The following is a 17,810-nucleotide window of genomic DNA, read 5'->3' as shown; positions in this document are numbered from 1 at the left end:
AGTCGTTTGGTACGATCGAACAATGCCAGTGAAGAAAACGTACGCGGATCATGGCGACGCATGCCGCACCGCTCATGCGATGGAGCTGATCTCCGAGCATTGGGCGTACATCGTGATCCGCGAGCTTTTCCTCGGGCCGAAGCGCTTCAGCGAGTTGCAGTCATCGGCACATGGCATCACTCCGGCGGTCATGACAACTCGGCTTCGAAGCCTCGAGGACCGGGGGATCCTCGAATCACGGGAGCTCGACCCGCCGGCGAGGGTTAAGGTCTATGAGCTCACCGCTTGGGGGCATGAGCTCGAGCCGATCATGCACGCTCTCGGACGGTGGGCTCAGCGCTCCCCGACCGTACCCGCCTCCGGCGGTCTTACTCCGGACGCGGCTGTTCTCGCGATGCGTTCGATGGCCTCGAACACTCGACTTGCCCGTGGCGTGCAGATCCAACTGCGCCTCTCTGATGTGAGGGGCCGCCAATTGTCGACATATGACTACGCCCTTGAATGTAACAGCAGAGGGCTGCGCATCAGCCGCGGAAGCCTCGAGCATCCTGACGCGCGCATCGACACAGTCGCTACCGACTGGGCAGCGGCGGTATTCGACGACGCTCCTCTGCCCGGGGGCGCCGTGTCTGGCAGCAGGGGCGAAGTGGAACGACTCCTGAAATCATTGCGCCAAGAGGTGGCCGCCAATGCGAATAGTGTCGGCGAAGGTCTGGCCGGCAACACTTAGGCGACGGGAACCGCGCGGTTATCGGTCGCCTCGGTGAGGTCGACGAGCAGCGCTCCATTGAGTCGGAACGCTTCCATCGTCTCGTCGACGACGATCTGCTCGTCACCGCCGGTCGCTGCAACCTGGTCGAGGAGTCGACGGTAGGCGTCCTTGTACGGCTTCGTCTTACCCAGAGCCGTGAAATCCCACATCGTCAGTGAGGTCGCCGGCAGACTGTAGTGCCGGCCCATGAGGGTGCCGATCGCCTGGCCGCCGGAGAGATCCCCGAGGTAGCGCGTGTAGTGGTGGGCGATGACCTGTTCGGCGCGCTCGAGCCCCGCAAGGTGCGTGGCATAGACGGTGGCACTGGGCATGACCGGCAGCTCGGTGCCGTCGAGCGCAGTCAGGTCGGCGGCAATGCGTTCGGCCCGGAACAGCGCGGCGTCGAAGAACGGCGCGAAGACCGGATCGTCGGCGAACTCCCGCGACCTCGACTCGAGCACGGCATAGATGACGTCGTACTGCTTGAGCAGAAGAGCGTATGCCTGGGAATCGAGCCGTCCCTCCATGAGATCGACTATGAAGGTGGTGTGTTCGACTTCGTCGTGGATGGTGGCGGTGCTGGCCTTGAGGCGAGCGGAGAACGGTTCAGACATGATGTTTCCTTGGGGGAGTGCGGCCAATCGATTGCTGGTCTGCCGCCGAGATGGTGTGACGGGCATCATTGCATCCCTATAGCTTAGCCTAACCTGAGTTCCGGGAGGTGGTCCGGCCCCGAAGCCGTGGAGGTCAAAAGGGTAGTCTGGGGGCTATGACACGTGTGCAATTGGCAGATACCGATCTCGTCGTTCACCCTCTTCAGCTGGGAGGCAATCCCTTCGGCTGGGGTGCGGATCGGGATCAGAGCTTCGCGGTCCTCGACGCCTATGCCGAGGCCGGCGGAAACTTCATCGACACCGCCGATGCGTACTCGGCCTGGGTCGAGGGGAACTCGGGCGGAGAATCCGAGACGATCATCGGCGAATGGATGAAGGCGCGCGGCAATCGCGACGACATGGTCATCGCCACCAAGGTCGGCATGCACCCGAAGGGACAGGGCCTCGACCCGGCGAACATCCGCAACTGCGTCGACGCGTCACTGCGCCGGCTCGGCACCGACCGCATCGACGTCTACTACGCCCACAAAGACGATCCCGACGTCGACCAGGTCGCCGTCGCCGAGACCTTCGACGCGCTCGTCCGCTCCGGCAAGGTCAGCTACCTCGGGGCATCGAACTTCAGCCTCGAACGTCTGCAGAAGGCGCGGAAGATCTCGACGAAGTTCTCCCTGGCCTGCTACCGGGTCGTCCAAGACCGTTTCAACCTCGTCTCCCGCGCCGCGGTCGATCCGCAGAAGCAGGCGTACCTGCGCTCCGAGGGCATCGCCGAACTGCCGTTCCACTCGCTGGCTTCCGGGTTCCTCACCGGAAAGCACACCGGCGGTGACGCCACCGGCAGTGTGCGCGGTGAACGTGTGGCCGATTTCGTCGAGGATCAGAAGGCACTCGGAGCTCTCGAAGTCCTCCACGATGTCGCCGCCGACCACGGTGCCACGATGACGGCCACGGCCATCGCCTGGCAGCTTACCCACGATTTCATTCCCTCGACGATCGCCTCGGCGCGCGTGCCCGAACAGCTCACCGAGCTGCTCGCCGGAACGGAGATGCAGCTGAGTCCTGATCAGAAGGCCGCCCTCGACGGAGCCTGGGTGGAAGCATGAGCGACACCAGACCGCGCCTGGTCACCTGGGAGAACGGCACCGATCTCGTCATCGAGCTGTTCCTGGGCCGCGACGTCGAAACGGTGTGGAACGCGCTGACCGATTCGGACAGTGTGCGGACATGGTTCGCGCCGTTCCGCCTCGGCGAGGACGGAGAGACACGCACGATTGCGTTCGCACTCGAAGACATCGATCTGAGCGGGTCCGTCCTCAGCTGCGAGGACTTCGACCACGTTCTGCTCGAACTCGACGACTTCGGAGTGCTCGGCCTCCGCGTGATGCCGCTCGAGGGGGAGACCGGTCAGGAGACCCTGCTCGTGTTCACCCACACTGCATCGGATGTTGAGACCGCCCGGGCCCAGGCCGCCGAGGTGGGGCCGATGTGGGACACACATCTGCGCCTGTTCGCCCGCACCCTCGGCATCGATATCGCCGAGGCGACCGAACCCGAACTCGTCGCCACCTATTCCGACCTCGACCTCGAAATCGCAGAGACTGCGGACGGCACGGAGGGCGAGGCATGAGCGAACCGCTCGTCCTGGGCATCGAATCCTCGTGCGACGAAACCGGGGTCGGTATCGTCCGCGGACGCACACTGCTGACGAACACCGTGTCCTCGTCGATGGACGAGCACGTCCGCTTCGGCGGAGTCGTGCCCGAAGTCGCCTCCCGCGCTCATGTGCAGGCCATCGGCCCGGCCATCGCGTCGGCGTGTGAGACCGCCGAAGTGGAGTTGGCCGATATCGACGCCGTCGCCGTGACCGCCGGGCCTGGGCTCTCCGGTGCACTCATGGTCGGAGTCGGCGCGGCCAAAGGGCTTGCCGCGGCGCTGAACAAACCGCTCTACGGAGTGAACCATCTGGCCGCGCATGTGGCCGTCGACCTCGTCGCCGAGGATATCGACGGATTGACCACGCCGACCATCGCTCTGCTCGTCTCGGGCGGGCACACTGAGATTCTGCGCATCGGAGATGTCGTCGACGACATCGAACTCCTCGGCGCCACCATCGACGATGCCGCAGGCGAGGCCTTCGACAAGACCGCACGCCTGTTGGGGCTCAACTATCCCGGCGGCCCGAACATCTCGAAGGCCGCCCTCGGCCTGCTCGATGGTACCGGAGCCCCCGGCGACCGGAATGCCGTGAAGTTCCCGCGTGGACTCGCGAAGAAGCAGGACCTCCGTGACCCCGAGCGACGCTACAATTTCTCGTTCTCCGGACTCAAGACGGCGGCCCTGCGCGAGGTGACGAAAGCGGAGACTCTGGGCGCGGACCTGCGGGTGGCCGATATCGCCGCTGGCTTCGAAGATGCCGTTGTCGACGTCCTCGTGACCAAGACTCTGCTCGCGGCGGCCGACACGGGAATCAACCATGTCGTCCTCGGCGGGGGAGTCGCGGCGAACACTCACCTGCGTGAGGTGCTCGCCGACCGCTGCGCCGAAGCGGGCGTGACGCTGCGGGTGCCGCCGCTGAAACTCTGCACCGATAATGGGGCCATGGTCGCGGCTCTCGGTGCGGAGCTCGTCTCCCGCGGAATCGGGCCGAGCGACCTGTCCTTCGCTGCCGTCTCCTCATTGGATGTCGATCATGTCCTCGTCTGAGAACGACCCGAACAGCGCCGCCGAGCGGAACTCACAGGCGGCGAAGTCAACGCGTCTGCCTGACGGTCGGCCGCCTCGGCGATCGGGTGATGGGTGGACGTACGGGTCCGATGGGAAGAAGCATTGGGGCCTCAACGGGGCCGCGGGGCTCATGCTCGTCGATCCCGAACGCGGGGTGCTCATGCAGCATCGGGCGCTGTGGTCGGTCGAGGGCGGAACCTGGGGCTTCCCCGGCGGGGCCCGCGATATGGGTGAGTCAGCCGTCGAAGCCGCGATCCGAGAATCGTGGGAAGAAGCCGGGGTGCCTGAGCAGGACGGATCGGGCATCGAGATCCTCGAGACGCATGTCCTCGACCTCGACACCTGGTCGTACACGACGGTGATCGCGAAGACCCTGCGACGTTTCGACGCCGTCATCAACGACCCCGAGAGCATCCAGCTGGCGTGGGTGCCGTTGGACGAGCTCGACGACTACGAGCTGCACCCGGGAGTCGCCTCAGCACTGCCGACGCTGATGGAACTGCTCCGCCCGCACCTGTGAGTGGGTGACTAGGGGTGGCGGGTCGGGTGCTTGTTCGCAGTGCACGCGCTCTGGCGCGACTCCGCGGCGGATTGTTTGGTCGATCCACGTTGATTCAGGCTCTCTGAACGCCGCGGATCGACCAGGAAATCGAGGGTGGCGACGTGTTGCGCGCGAAAAACGGGCTGAGGCTCACTTCGATTCGTCGAGAAACGGGCAACGTGTCGAGACACGGGTGTGCCGTGCGCAACCGTTTTTAGACGCTCAGCCCGTTTCTCGGCGAACGGCCAGGTCTCAGCTGTACGAATTGCGGAGGTCGCGGATGAGCGACCGGGTCACCTCGGTGAGCGAACCGGTGGCGCCGAAGACCTTCTGCAGACGCTGGTAGGGCACACCGCGTTCGATGATCGAGGTGATCGAGTGCAGCTCGTCGGAACAGCCGAGGCGTTCGGCGACGGGAGAGAGCCGCTCGATCTCATCGGCGAGGCATTCGGTGACGAGACGCTCGTCGGCCGCGGCGTTTTCGATGATGATCGCGTCCATGCCGTAGCGGGCCGCACGCCACTTGTTCTCGTTGTGGAACCAATCGGGCATCGTCGGCAGGGTCTCACCGGCGTCGAGGCGCTCCGACATGTCATCGACGAGGCACTGGATGAAAGCGGTGACTGCGAGGATCTCCTCGAGCGTCGGGAGTCCGTCGCACACGCGGACCTCGACGGTGCCCCAGTGCGGGGCGGGTCGGATGTCCCAGCGGATCTCGTTGATGTTGTCGATGATTCCGGTGGTGAGCATATCGTCGACGTACTTCTCGTAGTCCGCCCACTGATCGAACTGGAACGGCAGCCCCGCGGTCGGCAGCTGCTGGAACATCATCGCTCGGTTCGAGGCATAGCCGGTGTCCGTGCCGCCCCAGAACGGTGACGATGCACTCAATGCCTGCAGGTGCGGGACATAGGCGAGCAGTGCGTTGACGATCGGCAGCACCTTGTCGCGCGAGTCGATGCCGACGTGGACATGGACACCGAAGATCAGCATGTTCCGACCCCACCATTGGGTGCGGTCGACGAGTTCGAGGTAGCGGTCCTTCGCCCGGACCTCCTGCGACTGCCACTGCGCGAACGGGTGGGTACCCGCCGACATCAGTTCGATGCCGCGCGCCTCGGTCAGCTTCCGCAGCGCCCCGATCGAGGTGGCCAGATCCTCGGCGACGGTCGACACCTGGGTATGCACCCCGGTGACGAGTTCGATGGTGTTCGTCAGCATCTCACCGACGATGTGCTTCTCGAACTCGGGCGCATACTCGGCCAGGTCCGCCAAGAGGGTCTCGGCGGCCGGGGTCAGGTCCAGGCTGCGAGAATCCAGCAGAGCCAGTTCCCACTCGACACCGAGGGTGGAGCGGGGAGAGCGCGCGAAATCGACCATGATCCGATCATAAACGCGCACGCTCGATTCGCCTGTCTCGGCGGTGATATTCGAGCTGTGTGATGCCCCGCATTCCTCACGCGGCCCGGCGTGCGTCCGCTGACAATCGGCTGCCCGAAGCGGTGTCGAAGAGGTGCAGGCGCGCGGCGTCGGGAACGACGCGCACGGTGTCCCCACGACGGATCGTCGACCGACCGGCAACCCGCGCGACAACCGTCGTCTCACCCGAAGCCAGTCCCGCCCGGCCGTGGACATAGGCATCGGCGCCGAGCTCCTCGACGAGATCGACGGTGACCTCGAGCCCCTTGTCGTCGGTGACCTGCAGATCCTCAGGACGGATGCCGACAGTGACCGTCTCACCCGTGACCTGGTCACGCTGTTCCGGAGTGAGGGAGAGTTCGACATCGCCGAGGCGCAGCGACGTTCCCTGAACCGGCACGTCGATGAGGTTCATCGCCGGCGAACCCATGAAGCCCGCGACGAAGAGGTTCGCCGGACGATCGTAGAGATTCGCCGGAGTGTCCACCTGCTGCAGCCGTCCATCGGCGAGGACCGCGACCCGGTCGCCCATCGTCATCGCCTCCACCTGATCGTGGGTGACGTAGACGGTGGTGACGCCGAGGCGGCGGGTCAGTGACGCGATCTGCGCGCGGGTCTGCACACGCAGCTTCGCATCGAGGTTCGACAGCGGCTCGTCCATGAGGAAGACCTGCGGGGACCGGACGATGGCCCGACCCATCGCCACACGCTGCCGCTGCCCGCCGGACAGTGCCTTCGGTTTGCGGTCGAGGTACGCCTCCAGGTCGAGCAGGCGGGCGGCCTCCTCGACGCGCTGGTCGCGTTCCTGCTTCGAAATGCCTGCGATCTTGAGCGCGAACGCCATGTTCTCACGCACACTCATATGCGGGTAGAGCGCGTAGTTCTGGAACACCATCGCAATATCGCGTTCCCTGGGGGAGAGGTCCGTGACATCGTGGTCGCCGATGCGGATGTGCCCGGAATCGACGGGTTCGAGCCCGGCGAGCATACGCAGGGTCGTCGACTTCCCGCAGCCCGAGGGGCCGACGAGGACGAGGAACTCCCCGTCGGCGATGTCGAGGCAGACCTCGTCGACGGAGGGCTTCAATGCTTCAGGATACTGACGCAGTGCTTTGTCGAAGGTGACTGTGGCCATTGTTCTCAACCTTTCACGGATGCATCCGCACCCGAAGATCCACGATGATCGGTCAGTGATTGATCGGACAGAGTTTGATCGGACGGTGTTTGATCGGGCGACGAATTCTCGGACGATGAGCGATCGGGCGACGAGCTTTCGGACGAAACGAGACGCGCCGTCTGCTGTGCATAGAACCGGTACTGCTGACGCACCCGCGATGGCCGCGGATGCAGAGTGGCGACGAGCTCGACGCTCCAGTCCGGAAGGCTCCCCGACAGCGTCCACGCCGCCTGCCGGGCCGCCCCGATGGCAACGTATTCGGCCTGTTCGGGAACGTCGATGGGCACGGTGAAGATATCGCGGGCGACCTCCCGGACTGCCGGGTTGCGTGCCGCCCCGCCGATGAGCAGCAGCCGTCCGGCTTCCAAGCCCTGCGCCTGCACCGCGTCGAGGCCGTCCGCCAGACCGCACAGCATGCCTTCGACGAAGGCGCGCGCACGCTCTCCGCCGAGGAGTTGGCCAAGGTCATCCCCTCGAGACGAGCCGTGGCATCGGGCAGATTCGGGGTGCGCTCGCCCTCGAAGTACGGCACTAGTGTGAGCCCGTCCGCCCCCGGCTGGGACGCCAGCGCCAGGGCCGCGAGTTCGTCGTGGCTGACACGCAGCAGCTTCGCCGCCGAATCGAGGACTCGGGCGGCATTGAGGGTGGCGACCAGCGGCAGGCGTCCGCCGTCGGCCGAGGCGAATCCGGCGACCGCGCCGGTCGAATCGGCGATGGTCAGGTCGGTCGTGCCGAAGACGGTGCCCGAGGTGCCGATCGAGATGACGAGATCCCCCGAGGCGACCCCGAGTCCCAGCGCCGCGGCCGCATTGTCCCCGGCCCCGGGCCCGACGAGGATTCCGTCCGGGCTGTGCCCGGCCGCCTCGGTGGGGGTGAGAACGCGGGGAAGAATGATCGCCGAGGCGGCTTCCCCGTCCCCTCCCACGTCCAGTGACTCGACCTCCACGTCCGTATCCGTCGCGCACGGCAGGCCTGCGGCTTCACGAGCGAGCTGACCGAAGGCCGTGCGGAAGAGGTCGAGGTCGTAGCGGGAGGTCGAGGGATCGAAGTAGGCGGTGCCGCTGGCGTCGGAGGCGTCGGTGACCAGTGCGTCGAGCACGGGACCGCGAACGGAGACATCTGCGGGTCCGTATCCGAGGAAGCGCCAGGTCAGCCAGTCATGGGGGAGGGCGACGGCAGCGACCCGGGCGGCATTGTCCGGTTCGGCATCGCGCAGCCACCGCAGTTTGGCGCCGGTGAAGGAGGCGACGGGCAGGATCCCGGTGCGTGCGACATAGTCGGCGGCTCCGACCTCGGCGATGAGGTCCCTGGCCGCGGCCTTGCTGCGCAGGTCGTTCCACAGCAGGGCATCGCGGATGACCCGTCCCTCTGTGTCGAGGGCGACGAGGCCATGCTGCTGTCCGCTGATGCTCAATCCCGCGACATCGTCGAGTCCGCCGGCGCCGCGATCGCCTCGTGCAGGGCCGTCCACCACGCTTCGGGGTCGACCTCGGTGCCGGGTGGGTGCGGTGCCGAACCGGTGCGGATGATGTTGCCGGAGTCCGGGTCGGCGATGACGACCTTGCAGCTCTGGGTCGAGGAGTCGACACCGGCGACGAACCTGCGATGCGTGCTCATCGGGACTCCCCAGCGGAAGATGGGGGAGTGTCGGCCGCCTCGGCGAGGATCTCAACGGCGAGTGCACGGTCGATGATCGCGATGTCGAGGATCCCGGCGGCGCAGGCGGCGCGGACGGCGCGGGCGCGTTCGGCTCCGCGGGCGACTCCGACGGTCGTCGTGGCGCGGCGGAGCTGATCGAGAGTGACGGCGATGACGCGGTCGTCGAACGTGGTGACATCGGCTCCGTCGGCGGCGAACAGTCGTCCGGACACCTCGGCGATGGCGCCGTCGTCGATTCCTGCCTGACGCTGGGCAGGGGAGCACTTCTCCCACACGGAGGACAGTCCCTCGGCCCAGGAGGCCACGGAGACCACGGCGAGGTCGAGGTCATCGGCGGCGGCCAGGGCCCCGGAGATCTCGGGCAGGGCACGCAGGTCAGCGGCGGTTCCGGCCTCGGTGACGAGCAGCGGGGCCGGCAGGCGGACCATGCTCACGGCCGGATCCTGGCCCAGCCGGGTGAAGATCTCCGAGCTGGGACGGTGCGATTCCAAGCGGAGGGCGCCGGCGAGCTGGACGATCGTGCACCGGGGCAGAGCCGGGGTGAACGCGGCCGCGGAATCGAGCGTGCGCGACCAGGACAGGCCGATGCGCATTCCCGCATGAGCGTGCCTCCCGACCAGCGACAGTGCGGCCCGCCCCATCTGCTGGGAGGCCTGGGTGTCGTCGGGGATGTCGACGATGACGACCGAGTTCAGGCCCAGCGACTCGGCGACCTGCTCGGCCTGACCGTCGGCTTCACCGGCATCGGCTTCGATCGTGATGGTCACGACCCCGGTGTCGACGGCCTCTTGGAGGAGGCGGGCGACCTGAAACCGGCTGAGTCCGTTCGCCTTGCCGATCTCGACCTTCGACCGGCCCTCGAGGTAGTGATCGCGGGCCAGCTGCGCGAGGAAGCGGCGGTGGCGGGCGGTGGGCACCGTGGACATTGTCCTCCCTTCGGCGTCGACGTCTTTGTGTTCGCTCATATGTGAAGTGTTGCACATCTGATCGGTTCGTGACACAGTATTGCACATATGAGCACCGATGCTCATATGATTTTCTCGCAGCGAACCGATGGCGGGCTGCAATCCCGCAAGGACGAGGGAAGGCACAACGATGAAACACCTGATCACAGGCCGGAGAGTCACCTGGGCGGCCATCGGAATGGTCGGAGCGCTGGCATTGTCCGGCTGTGGCGGCGCCGGCGGCAGCTCGGCCGGAGGCGGCGGCGATGAGGTCAACGTCCTCATGGTCAACAACCCGCAGATGCAGGACCTGCAGAAGCTCACGGCCGACCACTTCACCAAGGACACCGGCATCAAGGTCAACTACACCGTGCTGCCCGAGAACGAGGTGCGGGCGAAGATCGGACAGGAGTTCGCCGCCCAGGCCGGCAACTACGATGTCGCCTCGCTGTCGAACTATGAGATCCCGACCTACGCGAAGAACAAGTGGCTCACGCCCATGGACGACGGCGTCGTCGATGCCGAGGGCTTCGACCAGGACGACATCCTCGCACCCATGGCCGAATCGATGACGGTCGACGACCAGATCTACGGCGAGCCGTTCTACGGTGAGGGGTCGTTCCTCATGTACCGCACGGACATCTTCGAGAAAGCCGGTGTGGAGATGCCGGAGAAGCCGACCTGGGACGAGGTCGCAGATCTTGCGGAGAAGGTCGACGGTGTGGAGAAGGGCACGAAGGGCATCTGCCTGCGCGGACTGCCGGGCTGGGGTGAGATGTTCGCCCCGCTGACGACCGTGGTCAACACCTTCGGCGGCACCTGGTTCGACGAGGACTGGAATGCCCAGGTCGACTCGAAGGAATTCAAGGAGGCGACGAACTTCTACGTCGATCTCATCAAGGAGCACGGCGAGTCCGGTGCCCCGCAGGCCGGCTACACCGAATGCCTGACGAACCTGCAGCAGGGCAAGGTCGCCATGTGGTACGACTCGACGGCCGCCACCGGCACCCTCGAGGCCGATGACTCTCCCGTCAAGGGCAAGATCGGCTACGTCGCGGCACCGGTGAAGGAGACGGAATCGAGCTCCTGGCTCTACACCTGGGCATGGGGCATCCAGGCCGCAGGCAAGAACCAGGACGCGGCGAAGGAATTCGTCGCCTGGGCCTCGTCGAAGGACTACGAGGAGACCGTGGCGGAGGAACTCGGCTGGCAGCACGTACCCGCCGGCAAGCGGACCTCGACCTATGAGAACCCCGAGTACCAGAAGGCCGCAGAGCCCTTCTACCAGCAGACCGAAGACGCCATCAACTCGGCCGATCCGGTCAGCCCCGGTGTCCAGCCGCGGCCGACGCTGGGCGTCCAGTTCGTGACGATCCCCGAATTCGCGGACCTCGCCACGGGCATCTCCGAAGACGTCAGCTCCGCCATCGCCGGACGCACGACCGCCGACGCTGCCCTGGAGAAGGGACAGAAGGCCGCGGAGAAGGTCGCAGACAAATACAAGAAGTGACTGCCCGCACCACCCGCCTGACGAAGGATGTTCGAAGTGTCAGCTCCAGCCGCTGAGCGTGCATCGCAGCCGATCACGCCGCCGAAACCCCGTGCCAAGGATCGATGGCTCAAACGTGCGCCCATGCTGCCGGCGCTGATCTTCGTCATCCTCGTCACCCAGATTCCGTTCGCGATCACGATCATCATCTCGTTCATGAACTGGAATGCCGCCTACCCCGATGACATCAGCTTCGGGACGCTGCAGAACTATGTCACCGTCTTCACCGATGCGAACCTGCTCAAGGCCGTGTTCGTCACCGTCGGGCTGACCGTCGGCGTCGTGCTGGCTTCCGCACTGCTGGGCCTGGGCATCGCCCTGCTGCTCGATCGGAAGTTCATCGGCCGAGGGGTCGTCCGCACCCTGATGATCACCCCGTTCCTCGTCGTTCCCGTCGCCGCCGCACTGCTGTTCAAGCACGCGATCTTCAACCCCTCCTACGGTTTGATCAACGGACTGCTGACCACCGTGTTCGGTGAGAATGCCCCGCAGCCGGACCTGATGACCTCGAATCCGCTGCTGGGCATCGGGATCGTCCTCGTCTGGCAGTGGACGCCGTTCATGATGCTCATCATGCTCGCCGGACTGCAGTCGCGACCCATGGACGTCTACGAGGCGGCGTTGGTCGACGGGGCCGGGCCGTGGCAGACCTTCCGCTTCATCACCCTGCCGCATCTGCGCCGGTACATCGAACTCGCCGCGCTGCTGGGCACGATCTACATCGTCCAGAACTTCGACATGGTCTTCACGATGACCTCCGGAGGGCTCGGCACCGCCAACCTGCCGTACGTCATCTACCAGGAGTTCTTCGTCGCCCAGGACTACGGAGTCGCGTCCGCCGTCGGCGTCATCGTCGTCGTCGCCTCGCTCATCACCGCGACCTTCGCTCTGCGCACCGCATCGACCCTGCTCAAGGAGGAGAACTCATGAGCACCCCCGACCTCACCGTGGACTCCCACCCCGCACCCGGGGTGACCCCCACCCCGACCGAACCGGGCGGACCCGGTTCCGCAGAGCCGCCTCGGCGGAAGGCGAACGCACCGAGGCGGCCCGGCCAGGGTCGGGCGGGCAAGATCCTGCTCGGCCTGTTGGCCTGGTTCGTCGGGCTCCTGTTCGTCTCGCCCCTGCTGTGGATGCTGCTGACCAGCCTGCACGCGGAGACCGACGCCTCGACGAACCCGCCGAGCTACTTCGCCCCGCTGACCCTGGAGTCCTACGCGAACTTCTTCGGCGGCGGCAACGGCGCGAGCCCATGGCCGTTCCTCATCAACTCCGCGGTCGCCGCGATCGTCTCGACCCTCATCGTCCTCGTGCTGTCGACGATGGCCGCGTACTCGCTGGCGATCCGCCGCATCGAACGCTGGTCGGACGTGCTGTTCTTCCTGCTGTCGACGAAGATGCTGCCGATGGTCGCGGGCCTCCTGCCCGTCTACCTCGTCGCGAAGTCCTTCGGCATCCTCGACACCTGGCTGCTGCTCATCATCATCTACTCGGCGATGAACATGCCGATCGCGGTGTGGATGATGCGCTCCTTCCTCGCCGAGGTGCCCGTCGAAGTCCTCGAAGCCGCCGAACTCGACGCGCCCGCCTGCCGCGCGTCTTCATGCAGATCCTGCTGCCGCTGACAGCCCCCGGACTGGCCGCGACTGCCCTGATCTGCTTCATCTTCTCGTGGAACGAACTCCTCTTCGCCACCGTGCTCACCTCCACAGCGGCATCGACGGCACCCGTGTTCCTCACCAGCTTCGTCACCTCCCAGGGCCTGTTCCTGTCGCAGGTGTGCGCGGCCTCGCTCATCATCTCCGTGCCCGTGCTCGCGGCCGGAATCGCCGCTCAGGACAAACTCGTCCAGGGCCTGTCCATGGGAGCCGTCAAATGACCGCACCGACCACCGCGCTGACCCTCAACTCCCACAACCTCGCCGAGGTGGCCGACCACGGCATCGCCGTGCCCACCTATGATCGGTCGGCCGTCCGTCCCGGCATCGTCCACTTCGGAGTCGGCGGATTCCACCGCGCCCATATGGCGATGGTCCTCGACGATCTCATGCAGAAAGGTCTCGTCTCCGACTGGGGGATCGTCGGAGCCGGAGTTCTGCCCCACGACGTGGCTATGCGCGATGCCCTGGCCGACCAGGATCATCTGTACACGCTGACGCTCAAGCATGCCGATGGAACGAAGGAACGTCGGGTGATCGGGTCGATCATCGACTACCGGTTCGGACCCGACGACCCTGCCGGACTGCTCGATCTGCTCACCGATGAGACGATCAGGATCGTCTCGCTGACCGTCACCGAGGGCGGGTACAACGTCAACCCCGTCACCGGGGAGTTCATCGCCGACGAGCCGACGATCGTCGCCGATGTCGAGGCCCTGCGCGCCGGTGAGCTGCCGGCGACCGTCTTCGGATACATCGTCTCCGCCCTGCGGGCGCGGCGCGAAGCCGGAGTCGCACCGTTCACCGTGCAGTCGTGCGACAACATCTCCGAGAACGGTGAGGTGGCGGCGAAGATGTTCGCTGCCTTCGCACGCCTCGTCGATGCCGAACTCGCCGAGTGGATCGGTGAGACCGTGTCGTTCCCGAACTCGATGGTCGACCGCATCACCCCGGCCACGACCGATGGTGACCGGGCCGACCTGCTGGCCGACACGGGAGTCACCGATGCCTGGCCGGTCGTCGCCGAGCCCTTCTTCCAATGGGTGCTCGAAGACGACTTCACCTCCGGACGTCCGCCCTACGAAGAGGCCCGGGTGCAGGTCGTCGACGATGTGCAGCCCTATGAGCATATGAAGCTGCGGCTGCTCAACTCCGGGCATCAGGGGCTCGCGTACTTCGGCCTCCTCGGCGGATACACCTTCGCACACGAGGCGATGGCGAACCCGGACATCCCCGTCTACCTGCGCCGATACATGGACGAAGAGGGAACGCCGAGCCTGTCGCCGCTGCCCGGGATCGACCTCGAGAAGTACAAGGATTCGCTCATCGAACGGTTCAGCAACCCGGAGATCCGCGATACTCTCGCCCGCCTCGGTGCCGAATCCTCCGACCGGATCCCCAAATGGCTGCTGCCCGTGGTCAAGGACAACCTCGCCTCCGGTCACCCCATCGAGGTGGCCGCGGCGATCTGCGCCTCGTGGGCCCGCTATGCCGAAGGACATGACGAAACCGGCGGTCGGTTCACCATCGTCGACCGCTATGCCGAGGAGCTGCAGGCGGTGGCCGCGAAACAGGGTGAGGACCCGCTGGCCTTCGTCCGGCAGGAACAGTTCTTCGGCCATCTGGCTGAGGAGCCGCGGTTCACCGAACCGTACCTGCAGACCCTGGCCTCGCTGCACGAACGAGGAGCGAAGGAGACCGCCCGCCGCCTGGCCGCTCACGAGGAGCTGTGAACAGGCGGTGCGCAGGCGAGAACGTTTAGCATGGAGGCATGTTGCGTTCTCGCCTGAGCCTCCTGGCCCTGACCACGACTCTCGCGCTCGTCGGCTGTTCCGGCGGAGCGTCGACGCCCGAACCTGATACCAATGACACGCAGTCATCTGCGGAATCGGCCGCTGAGTCTGATCCGCAATCGGGGGCCCAGACGGAGACCGAATCGTCTCTGGACGATCCCGCCGAAGCGGATCCGGGCGATTTCAAAGATGAGGCCGCGGACATCGTCGGCGACTTCTCCGACGACGAACTCGCCGGGTCCCTCATCATCGGCACCTGGGAAGGCACGGACACGCAGACCCCGGTGGACATGGTCAAGCAGAACCACCTCGGCGGGGTCATCGTCATGGGTTACAACCTGTCGGAGAATCCGACGAAGGATCAGGTCACGAAACTGACTGGTCAGATCTCCGGGGCACGGACCAAAGGCCAGCCCGTGTCGATCGGCGTCGACCAGGAAGGCGGTCCGGTGTCTCGGCTGAGCTCGGCCGCGCTGCCGTTCCCACCGCTCATGGGCTTGGCCGCCACCGACGATTCCGACCTCATCACCGACGCCACGACCGTGCAGGGGAAGAACCTCGCCGATCTGGGCTTTACCATCGACTTCGCCCCGGACTCCGACGTCACGGTCGGGCCGAAGGACAAGGCGATCAACGTCCGCTCGGGCGGCACCGACCATGAGGACGTCGCCGAGGTCGTCGCCGACGCCGTCGAAGGTTACCGCTCCGGTGGGGTGTCGAGTTCGGCGAAGCACTTCCCGGGACACGGCCGCCTCGGAGTCGATTCGCACGAGAGCCTGCCGGTGTCGGAGAAGTCGATCGAGGAGATGGAGGACTCGGATCTTCTGCCGTTCAAATCCGCGGTCAGGGCCGGGGTGCCGATGGTGATGATGGGCCATATCGGGCTGCCCGATGCGAAGACGACGCCCGCGACGCTGAATGAGAAGGCGTATTCGGCGCTGCGTGAGACCCTCGACTATGACGGCGTCATCGCCACGGATGCGCTGAACATGAAAGCCGTGCCGCAGAACCTGAACGGCGGAGAGACCGTCAAGGCGCTCGCCGCCGGAGCCGATATCGCGCTCATGCCCCCGGATTCCGGTGCGGCACAGAAGGCGATCGTCAAGGCGATGGGGGACGGGACGCTGAAGAAGAAGGACCTCGTCGAGAAGTCCGAGCGCGTCGTCGCCGCGCAGCTGGCCACCGCCGAGGCGCAGAAGAGCGTGCAGGCCGGTGACTCGGACGCCAAGGATCCGAAGAAGGTCCTCACGAAGGTCGCTGACAAGTCCCTCACCGTGCTCAAGGGCAAATGCTCCTTCGCGGGTACGGACTCGATCTCGATCGTCGGCGGCAGTGACAAGGAGAAGGCGGCGCTGAAGGAAGCGGCCGAAGCCGAGGACCTCACCGTCGGATCCGGCGGAACCTCCGTGAGCCTGAGCCCGTCGACCTCCGCCGAGGTGGCTGTGGGCACCGCTGCTCCGTGGACGATGCGCAGCACCTCGGCGAAATCCGCGGTGACCGCGTATGATTCGAACCCCTACGCGCTGCGAGCCGTGGCGAAGTGGTTGAAGGGCGACCTCGAAGCGGCCGGGCAGTTGCCTGCCGAATACGACGGCAGCGACAAAGCTCCCGACTGCGGGTGATCACGGCCGGCTCTGCGACTTCCGGACGATGCATGCCGGAAGACAACTGGGAATCCCGCACACATCGTCCGGAACTCGCTTCTCTGGCTCCTCGGTGAGAGGCTCAGCAGTTCCAGGGATTCGGAGACGAGAAAACCCCTCGTCGGCGCAGTGCCGGCGAGGGGATTCCTTATGTATTCAGTCCTGGGTGGAGATCAGAGCACGCGGATGTACTGGGCGCCCTGCTGGGTCATCCAATCGACGCTGCGGTAGCTGGTGTCCACCGAAGAGTTGCCAGCGTCGTACATCATGCCGTCGCCTGCGTAGATGCCGATGTGGCCCGGTGACCAGATGATATCTCCGGCCTTCGCCTCGGAGGCCGAGACGACCTGTCCGGCGCCCTTCTGTGCCGACGACGTGCGCGGCAGGTCCACGCCGACCTTGCCGTAGACGAATGAGGTGTAGCCGGAGCAGTCCCAGCCGCTGGGTGAAGTCCCACCCATCACGTAGGGCGTTCCGACGTACTGCTTCGCGATGGCGATGACCTGCTCGGCCTTCGATCCGTCCGGGACCTTGACGTCTCCGGAGCCCGAGTCCGCGCCGTCGTCCTTGCTCTTGTCGTCGCCCGAATCGGAGCCCTCATCGCCGGTGCCGGCGGAATCGTCGTCGGAGTTCTCGCTCGGCTCTTCCTTCGGCTCCTCGGCAGGCGCCGGCTCTGCGACGGTCTCCTCCGGCTCTTCCTTCGGCTCAGGCTTCGGTTTCGGCTTGGGCTTCGGCTTAGGGGCGGCCTCGGCCGTGACCACGTCCGTGTCGACGGTGACCGAGGAATCCTGATCACCCTTCTTCGAAGAACCGCCGGCATCGATGTTCGGCGTCTGGTTCTTGAACTCGACGGGAGCCTGCTTCTCGGACTCGGCTGCGACTTTCGCCTCGTCGTCGGTTCCCTGCCCTGCGGCGGGCATGATCGCTGCGGTGAGCAGTCCGCCGCTGGCGGCGACGACTGCGGCACGGCGGCCGAATGCGCCGGAGTTCGTTGCGAGCAGTTCGCTCAGCTCGGTCAGTGGTGTTTTGGCCTTGGCGTTCGCGGCGCGGCGGCCGTGCTGCTTAGATGCCACGATTTCCTCTCGTTGCCTGTCTGAGTATGACGATGTCCTCCACTGTAACGAATTCGTGATCTTCTGTCACGTTTTTGTTACAAACGGATTCTCGGGCAGATTATCGAGCATAATCCCAGGTCAGAGTGTTGCGTGCCGTGAGAATGGCATTGGAAGCGACGTCACGGAGTCTGAGAATGTCTGTGATTCAGCGCGCACTCCCGGTCCTGAATAACGTTTCGTGACAATCGACGTGTCAATCGTGGAGTGCAATTCTTGGGTCGATC

14 protein-coding genes and 2 pseudogenes are annotated in these 17,810 nt (G+C 65.5%); 10 read left to right on the top strand and 6 right to left on the bottom strand.

Annotated features, from left to right (window positions below; all coding sequences use genetic code 11):
• Positions 1 to 22: 22 nt before the first annotated feature.
• The gene (locus AC2W7L_RS14960; protein ID WP_486005067.1) at positions 23 to 730 is read left to right on the top strand and encodes a winged helix-turn-helix transcriptional regulator; all 708 of its coding nucleotides are present in this window, start codon (positions 23 to 25) and stop codon (positions 728 to 730) included.
• On the opposite strand, the gene AC2W7L_RS14955 is transcribed toward AC2W7L_RS14960, so the two are convergent.
• On the bottom strand, positions 727 to 1,365 hold the full coding sequence (locus AC2W7L_RS14955) for a biliverdin-producing heme oxygenase (protein ID WP_486005066.1): 639 nt from the start codon (positions 1,363 to 1,365) through the stop codon (positions 727 to 729). The two genes, AC2W7L_RS14960 and AC2W7L_RS14955, sit on opposite strands and share 4 nt — an antisense overlap.
• 155 nt (positions 1,366 to 1,520) lie before the next feature.
• On the opposite strand from AC2W7L_RS14955, the gene AC2W7L_RS14950 reads away from it, so the two are divergent.
• Genes AC2W7L_RS14950 through AC2W7L_RS14935 form a run of 4 tightly spaced genes read left to right on the top strand, consistent with a single transcriptional unit; the run spans position 1,521 to position 4,609 of the window.
• On the top strand, positions 1,521 to 2,468 hold the full coding sequence (locus tag AC2W7L_RS14950; RefSeq protein ID WP_486005065.1) for an aldo/keto reductase: 948 nt from the start codon (positions 1,521 to 1,523) through the stop codon (positions 2,466 to 2,468).
• Positions 2,465 to 2,992 (top strand): SRPBCC domain-containing protein, encoded by a 528-nt coding sequence (locus AC2W7L_RS14945; protein ID WP_486005064.1) that lies wholly within the window; start codon positions 2,465 to 2,467, stop codon positions 2,990 to 2,992. The genes AC2W7L_RS14950 and AC2W7L_RS14945 overlap by 4 nt, the downstream gene beginning before the upstream one ends.
• Positions 2,989 to 4,068, top strand: coding sequence for a tRNA (adenosine(37)-N6)-threonylcarbamoyltransferase complex transferase subunit TsaD (gene tsaD, locus AC2W7L_RS14940; RefSeq protein ID WP_486005063.1), 1,080 nt, complete (start codon positions 2,989 to 2,991; stop codon positions 4,066 to 4,068). The genes AC2W7L_RS14945 and tsaD overlap by 4 nt, the downstream gene beginning before the upstream one ends.
• The gene (locus tag AC2W7L_RS14935) at positions 4,055 to 4,609 is read left to right on the top strand and encodes an NUDIX domain-containing protein (RefSeq protein WP_228281323.1); all 555 of its coding nucleotides are present in this window, start codon (positions 4,055 to 4,057) and stop codon (positions 4,607 to 4,609) included. The genes tsaD and AC2W7L_RS14935 overlap by 14 nt, the downstream gene beginning before the upstream one ends.
• Before the next feature lie 273 nt (positions 4,610 to 4,882).
• Here the strand turns inward: AC2W7L_RS14935 and AC2W7L_RS14930 are convergent, their stop codons facing one another.
• The 4 genes and pseudogenes from AC2W7L_RS14930 to AC2W7L_RS14915 form a co-directional block, all read right to left on the bottom strand.
• Entirely contained in the window at positions 4,883 to 6,010 is a 1,128-nt protein-coding gene (locus tag AC2W7L_RS14930; RefSeq protein ID WP_486005062.1) for a glutamate--cysteine ligase, read from the bottom strand.
• Positions 6,011 to 6,086: 76 nt separating this feature from the next.
• Positions 6,087 to 7,184 carry an ABC transporter ATP-binding protein gene (locus AC2W7L_RS14925; RefSeq protein ID WP_486005061.1) on the bottom strand — a complete coding sequence of 366 codons (1,098 nt, stop codon included), beginning with the start codon at positions 7,182 to 7,184 and terminating at the stop codon, positions 6,087 to 6,089.
• A 169-nt stretch (positions 7,185 to 7,353) separates the two neighbouring features.
• Positions 7,354 to 8,843 (bottom strand): annotated as a pseudogene (locus AC2W7L_RS14920) (xylulokinase); the annotation flags it as partial.
• Positions 8,840 to 9,850 carry a sugar-binding domain-containing protein gene (locus tag AC2W7L_RS14915; RefSeq protein ID WP_486005060.1) on the bottom strand — a complete coding sequence of 337 codons (1,011 nt, stop codon included), beginning with the start codon at positions 9,848 to 9,850 and terminating at the stop codon, positions 8,840 to 8,842. The gene AC2W7L_RS14915 and the pseudogene AC2W7L_RS14920, both read right to left, overlap by 4 nt.
• 130 nt (positions 9,851 to 9,980) lie before the next feature.
• Between AC2W7L_RS14915 and AC2W7L_RS14910 the strand changes: the two genes are divergently transcribed.
• The 5 genes and pseudogenes from AC2W7L_RS14910 to AC2W7L_RS14890 all read left to right on the top strand — a co-directional run bounded on the left by AC2W7L_RS14910 (position 9,981) and on the right by AC2W7L_RS14890 (position 16,450).
• Complete coding sequence (locus AC2W7L_RS14910) at positions 9,981 to 11,339, top strand: ABC transporter substrate-binding protein (RefSeq protein ID WP_486005059.1); 1,359 nt, start codon at positions 9,981 to 9,983, stop codon at positions 11,337 to 11,339.
• 27 nt (positions 11,340 to 11,366) lie between these two features.
• On the top strand, positions 11,367 to 12,308 hold the full coding sequence (locus AC2W7L_RS14905; protein ID WP_486005058.1) for a carbohydrate ABC transporter permease: 942 nt from the start codon (positions 11,367 to 11,369) through the stop codon (positions 12,306 to 12,308).
• A pseudogene (locus AC2W7L_RS14900) lies at positions 12,305 to 13,257 on the top strand (carbohydrate ABC transporter permease). Before AC2W7L_RS14905 ends, AC2W7L_RS14900 begins: the two are co-directional and overlap by 4 nt.
• Positions 13,254 to 14,768, top strand: coding sequence for a mannitol dehydrogenase family protein (locus AC2W7L_RS14895; protein WP_486005057.1), 1,515 nt, complete (start codon positions 13,254 to 13,256; stop codon positions 14,766 to 14,768). Before AC2W7L_RS14900 ends, AC2W7L_RS14895 begins: the two are co-directional and overlap by 4 nt.
• 38 nt (positions 14,769 to 14,806) lie before the next feature.
• Positions 14,807 to 16,450 (top strand): glycoside hydrolase family 3 N-terminal domain-containing protein, encoded by a 1,644-nt coding sequence (locus AC2W7L_RS14890; RefSeq protein ID WP_486005056.1) that lies wholly within the window; start codon positions 14,807 to 14,809, stop codon positions 16,448 to 16,450.
• Between the two features lie 194 nt (positions 16,451 to 16,644).
• Here AC2W7L_RS14890 and AC2W7L_RS14885 read toward each other — a convergent pair whose 3' ends face one another.
• Positions 16,645 to 17,544 (bottom strand): C40 family peptidase, encoded by a 900-nt coding sequence (locus tag AC2W7L_RS14885; RefSeq protein ID WP_486005055.1) that lies wholly within the window; start codon positions 17,542 to 17,544, stop codon positions 16,645 to 16,647.
• Positions 17,545 to 17,810 lie beyond the last annotated feature (266 nt).

This window comes from Brevibacterium sp. LAARM3_SD1, assembly GCF_057364765.1.
The sequence above is the reverse complement of the archived record's forward strand: the minus strand, read 5'-3'. Positions and strand labels throughout refer to the sequence as shown.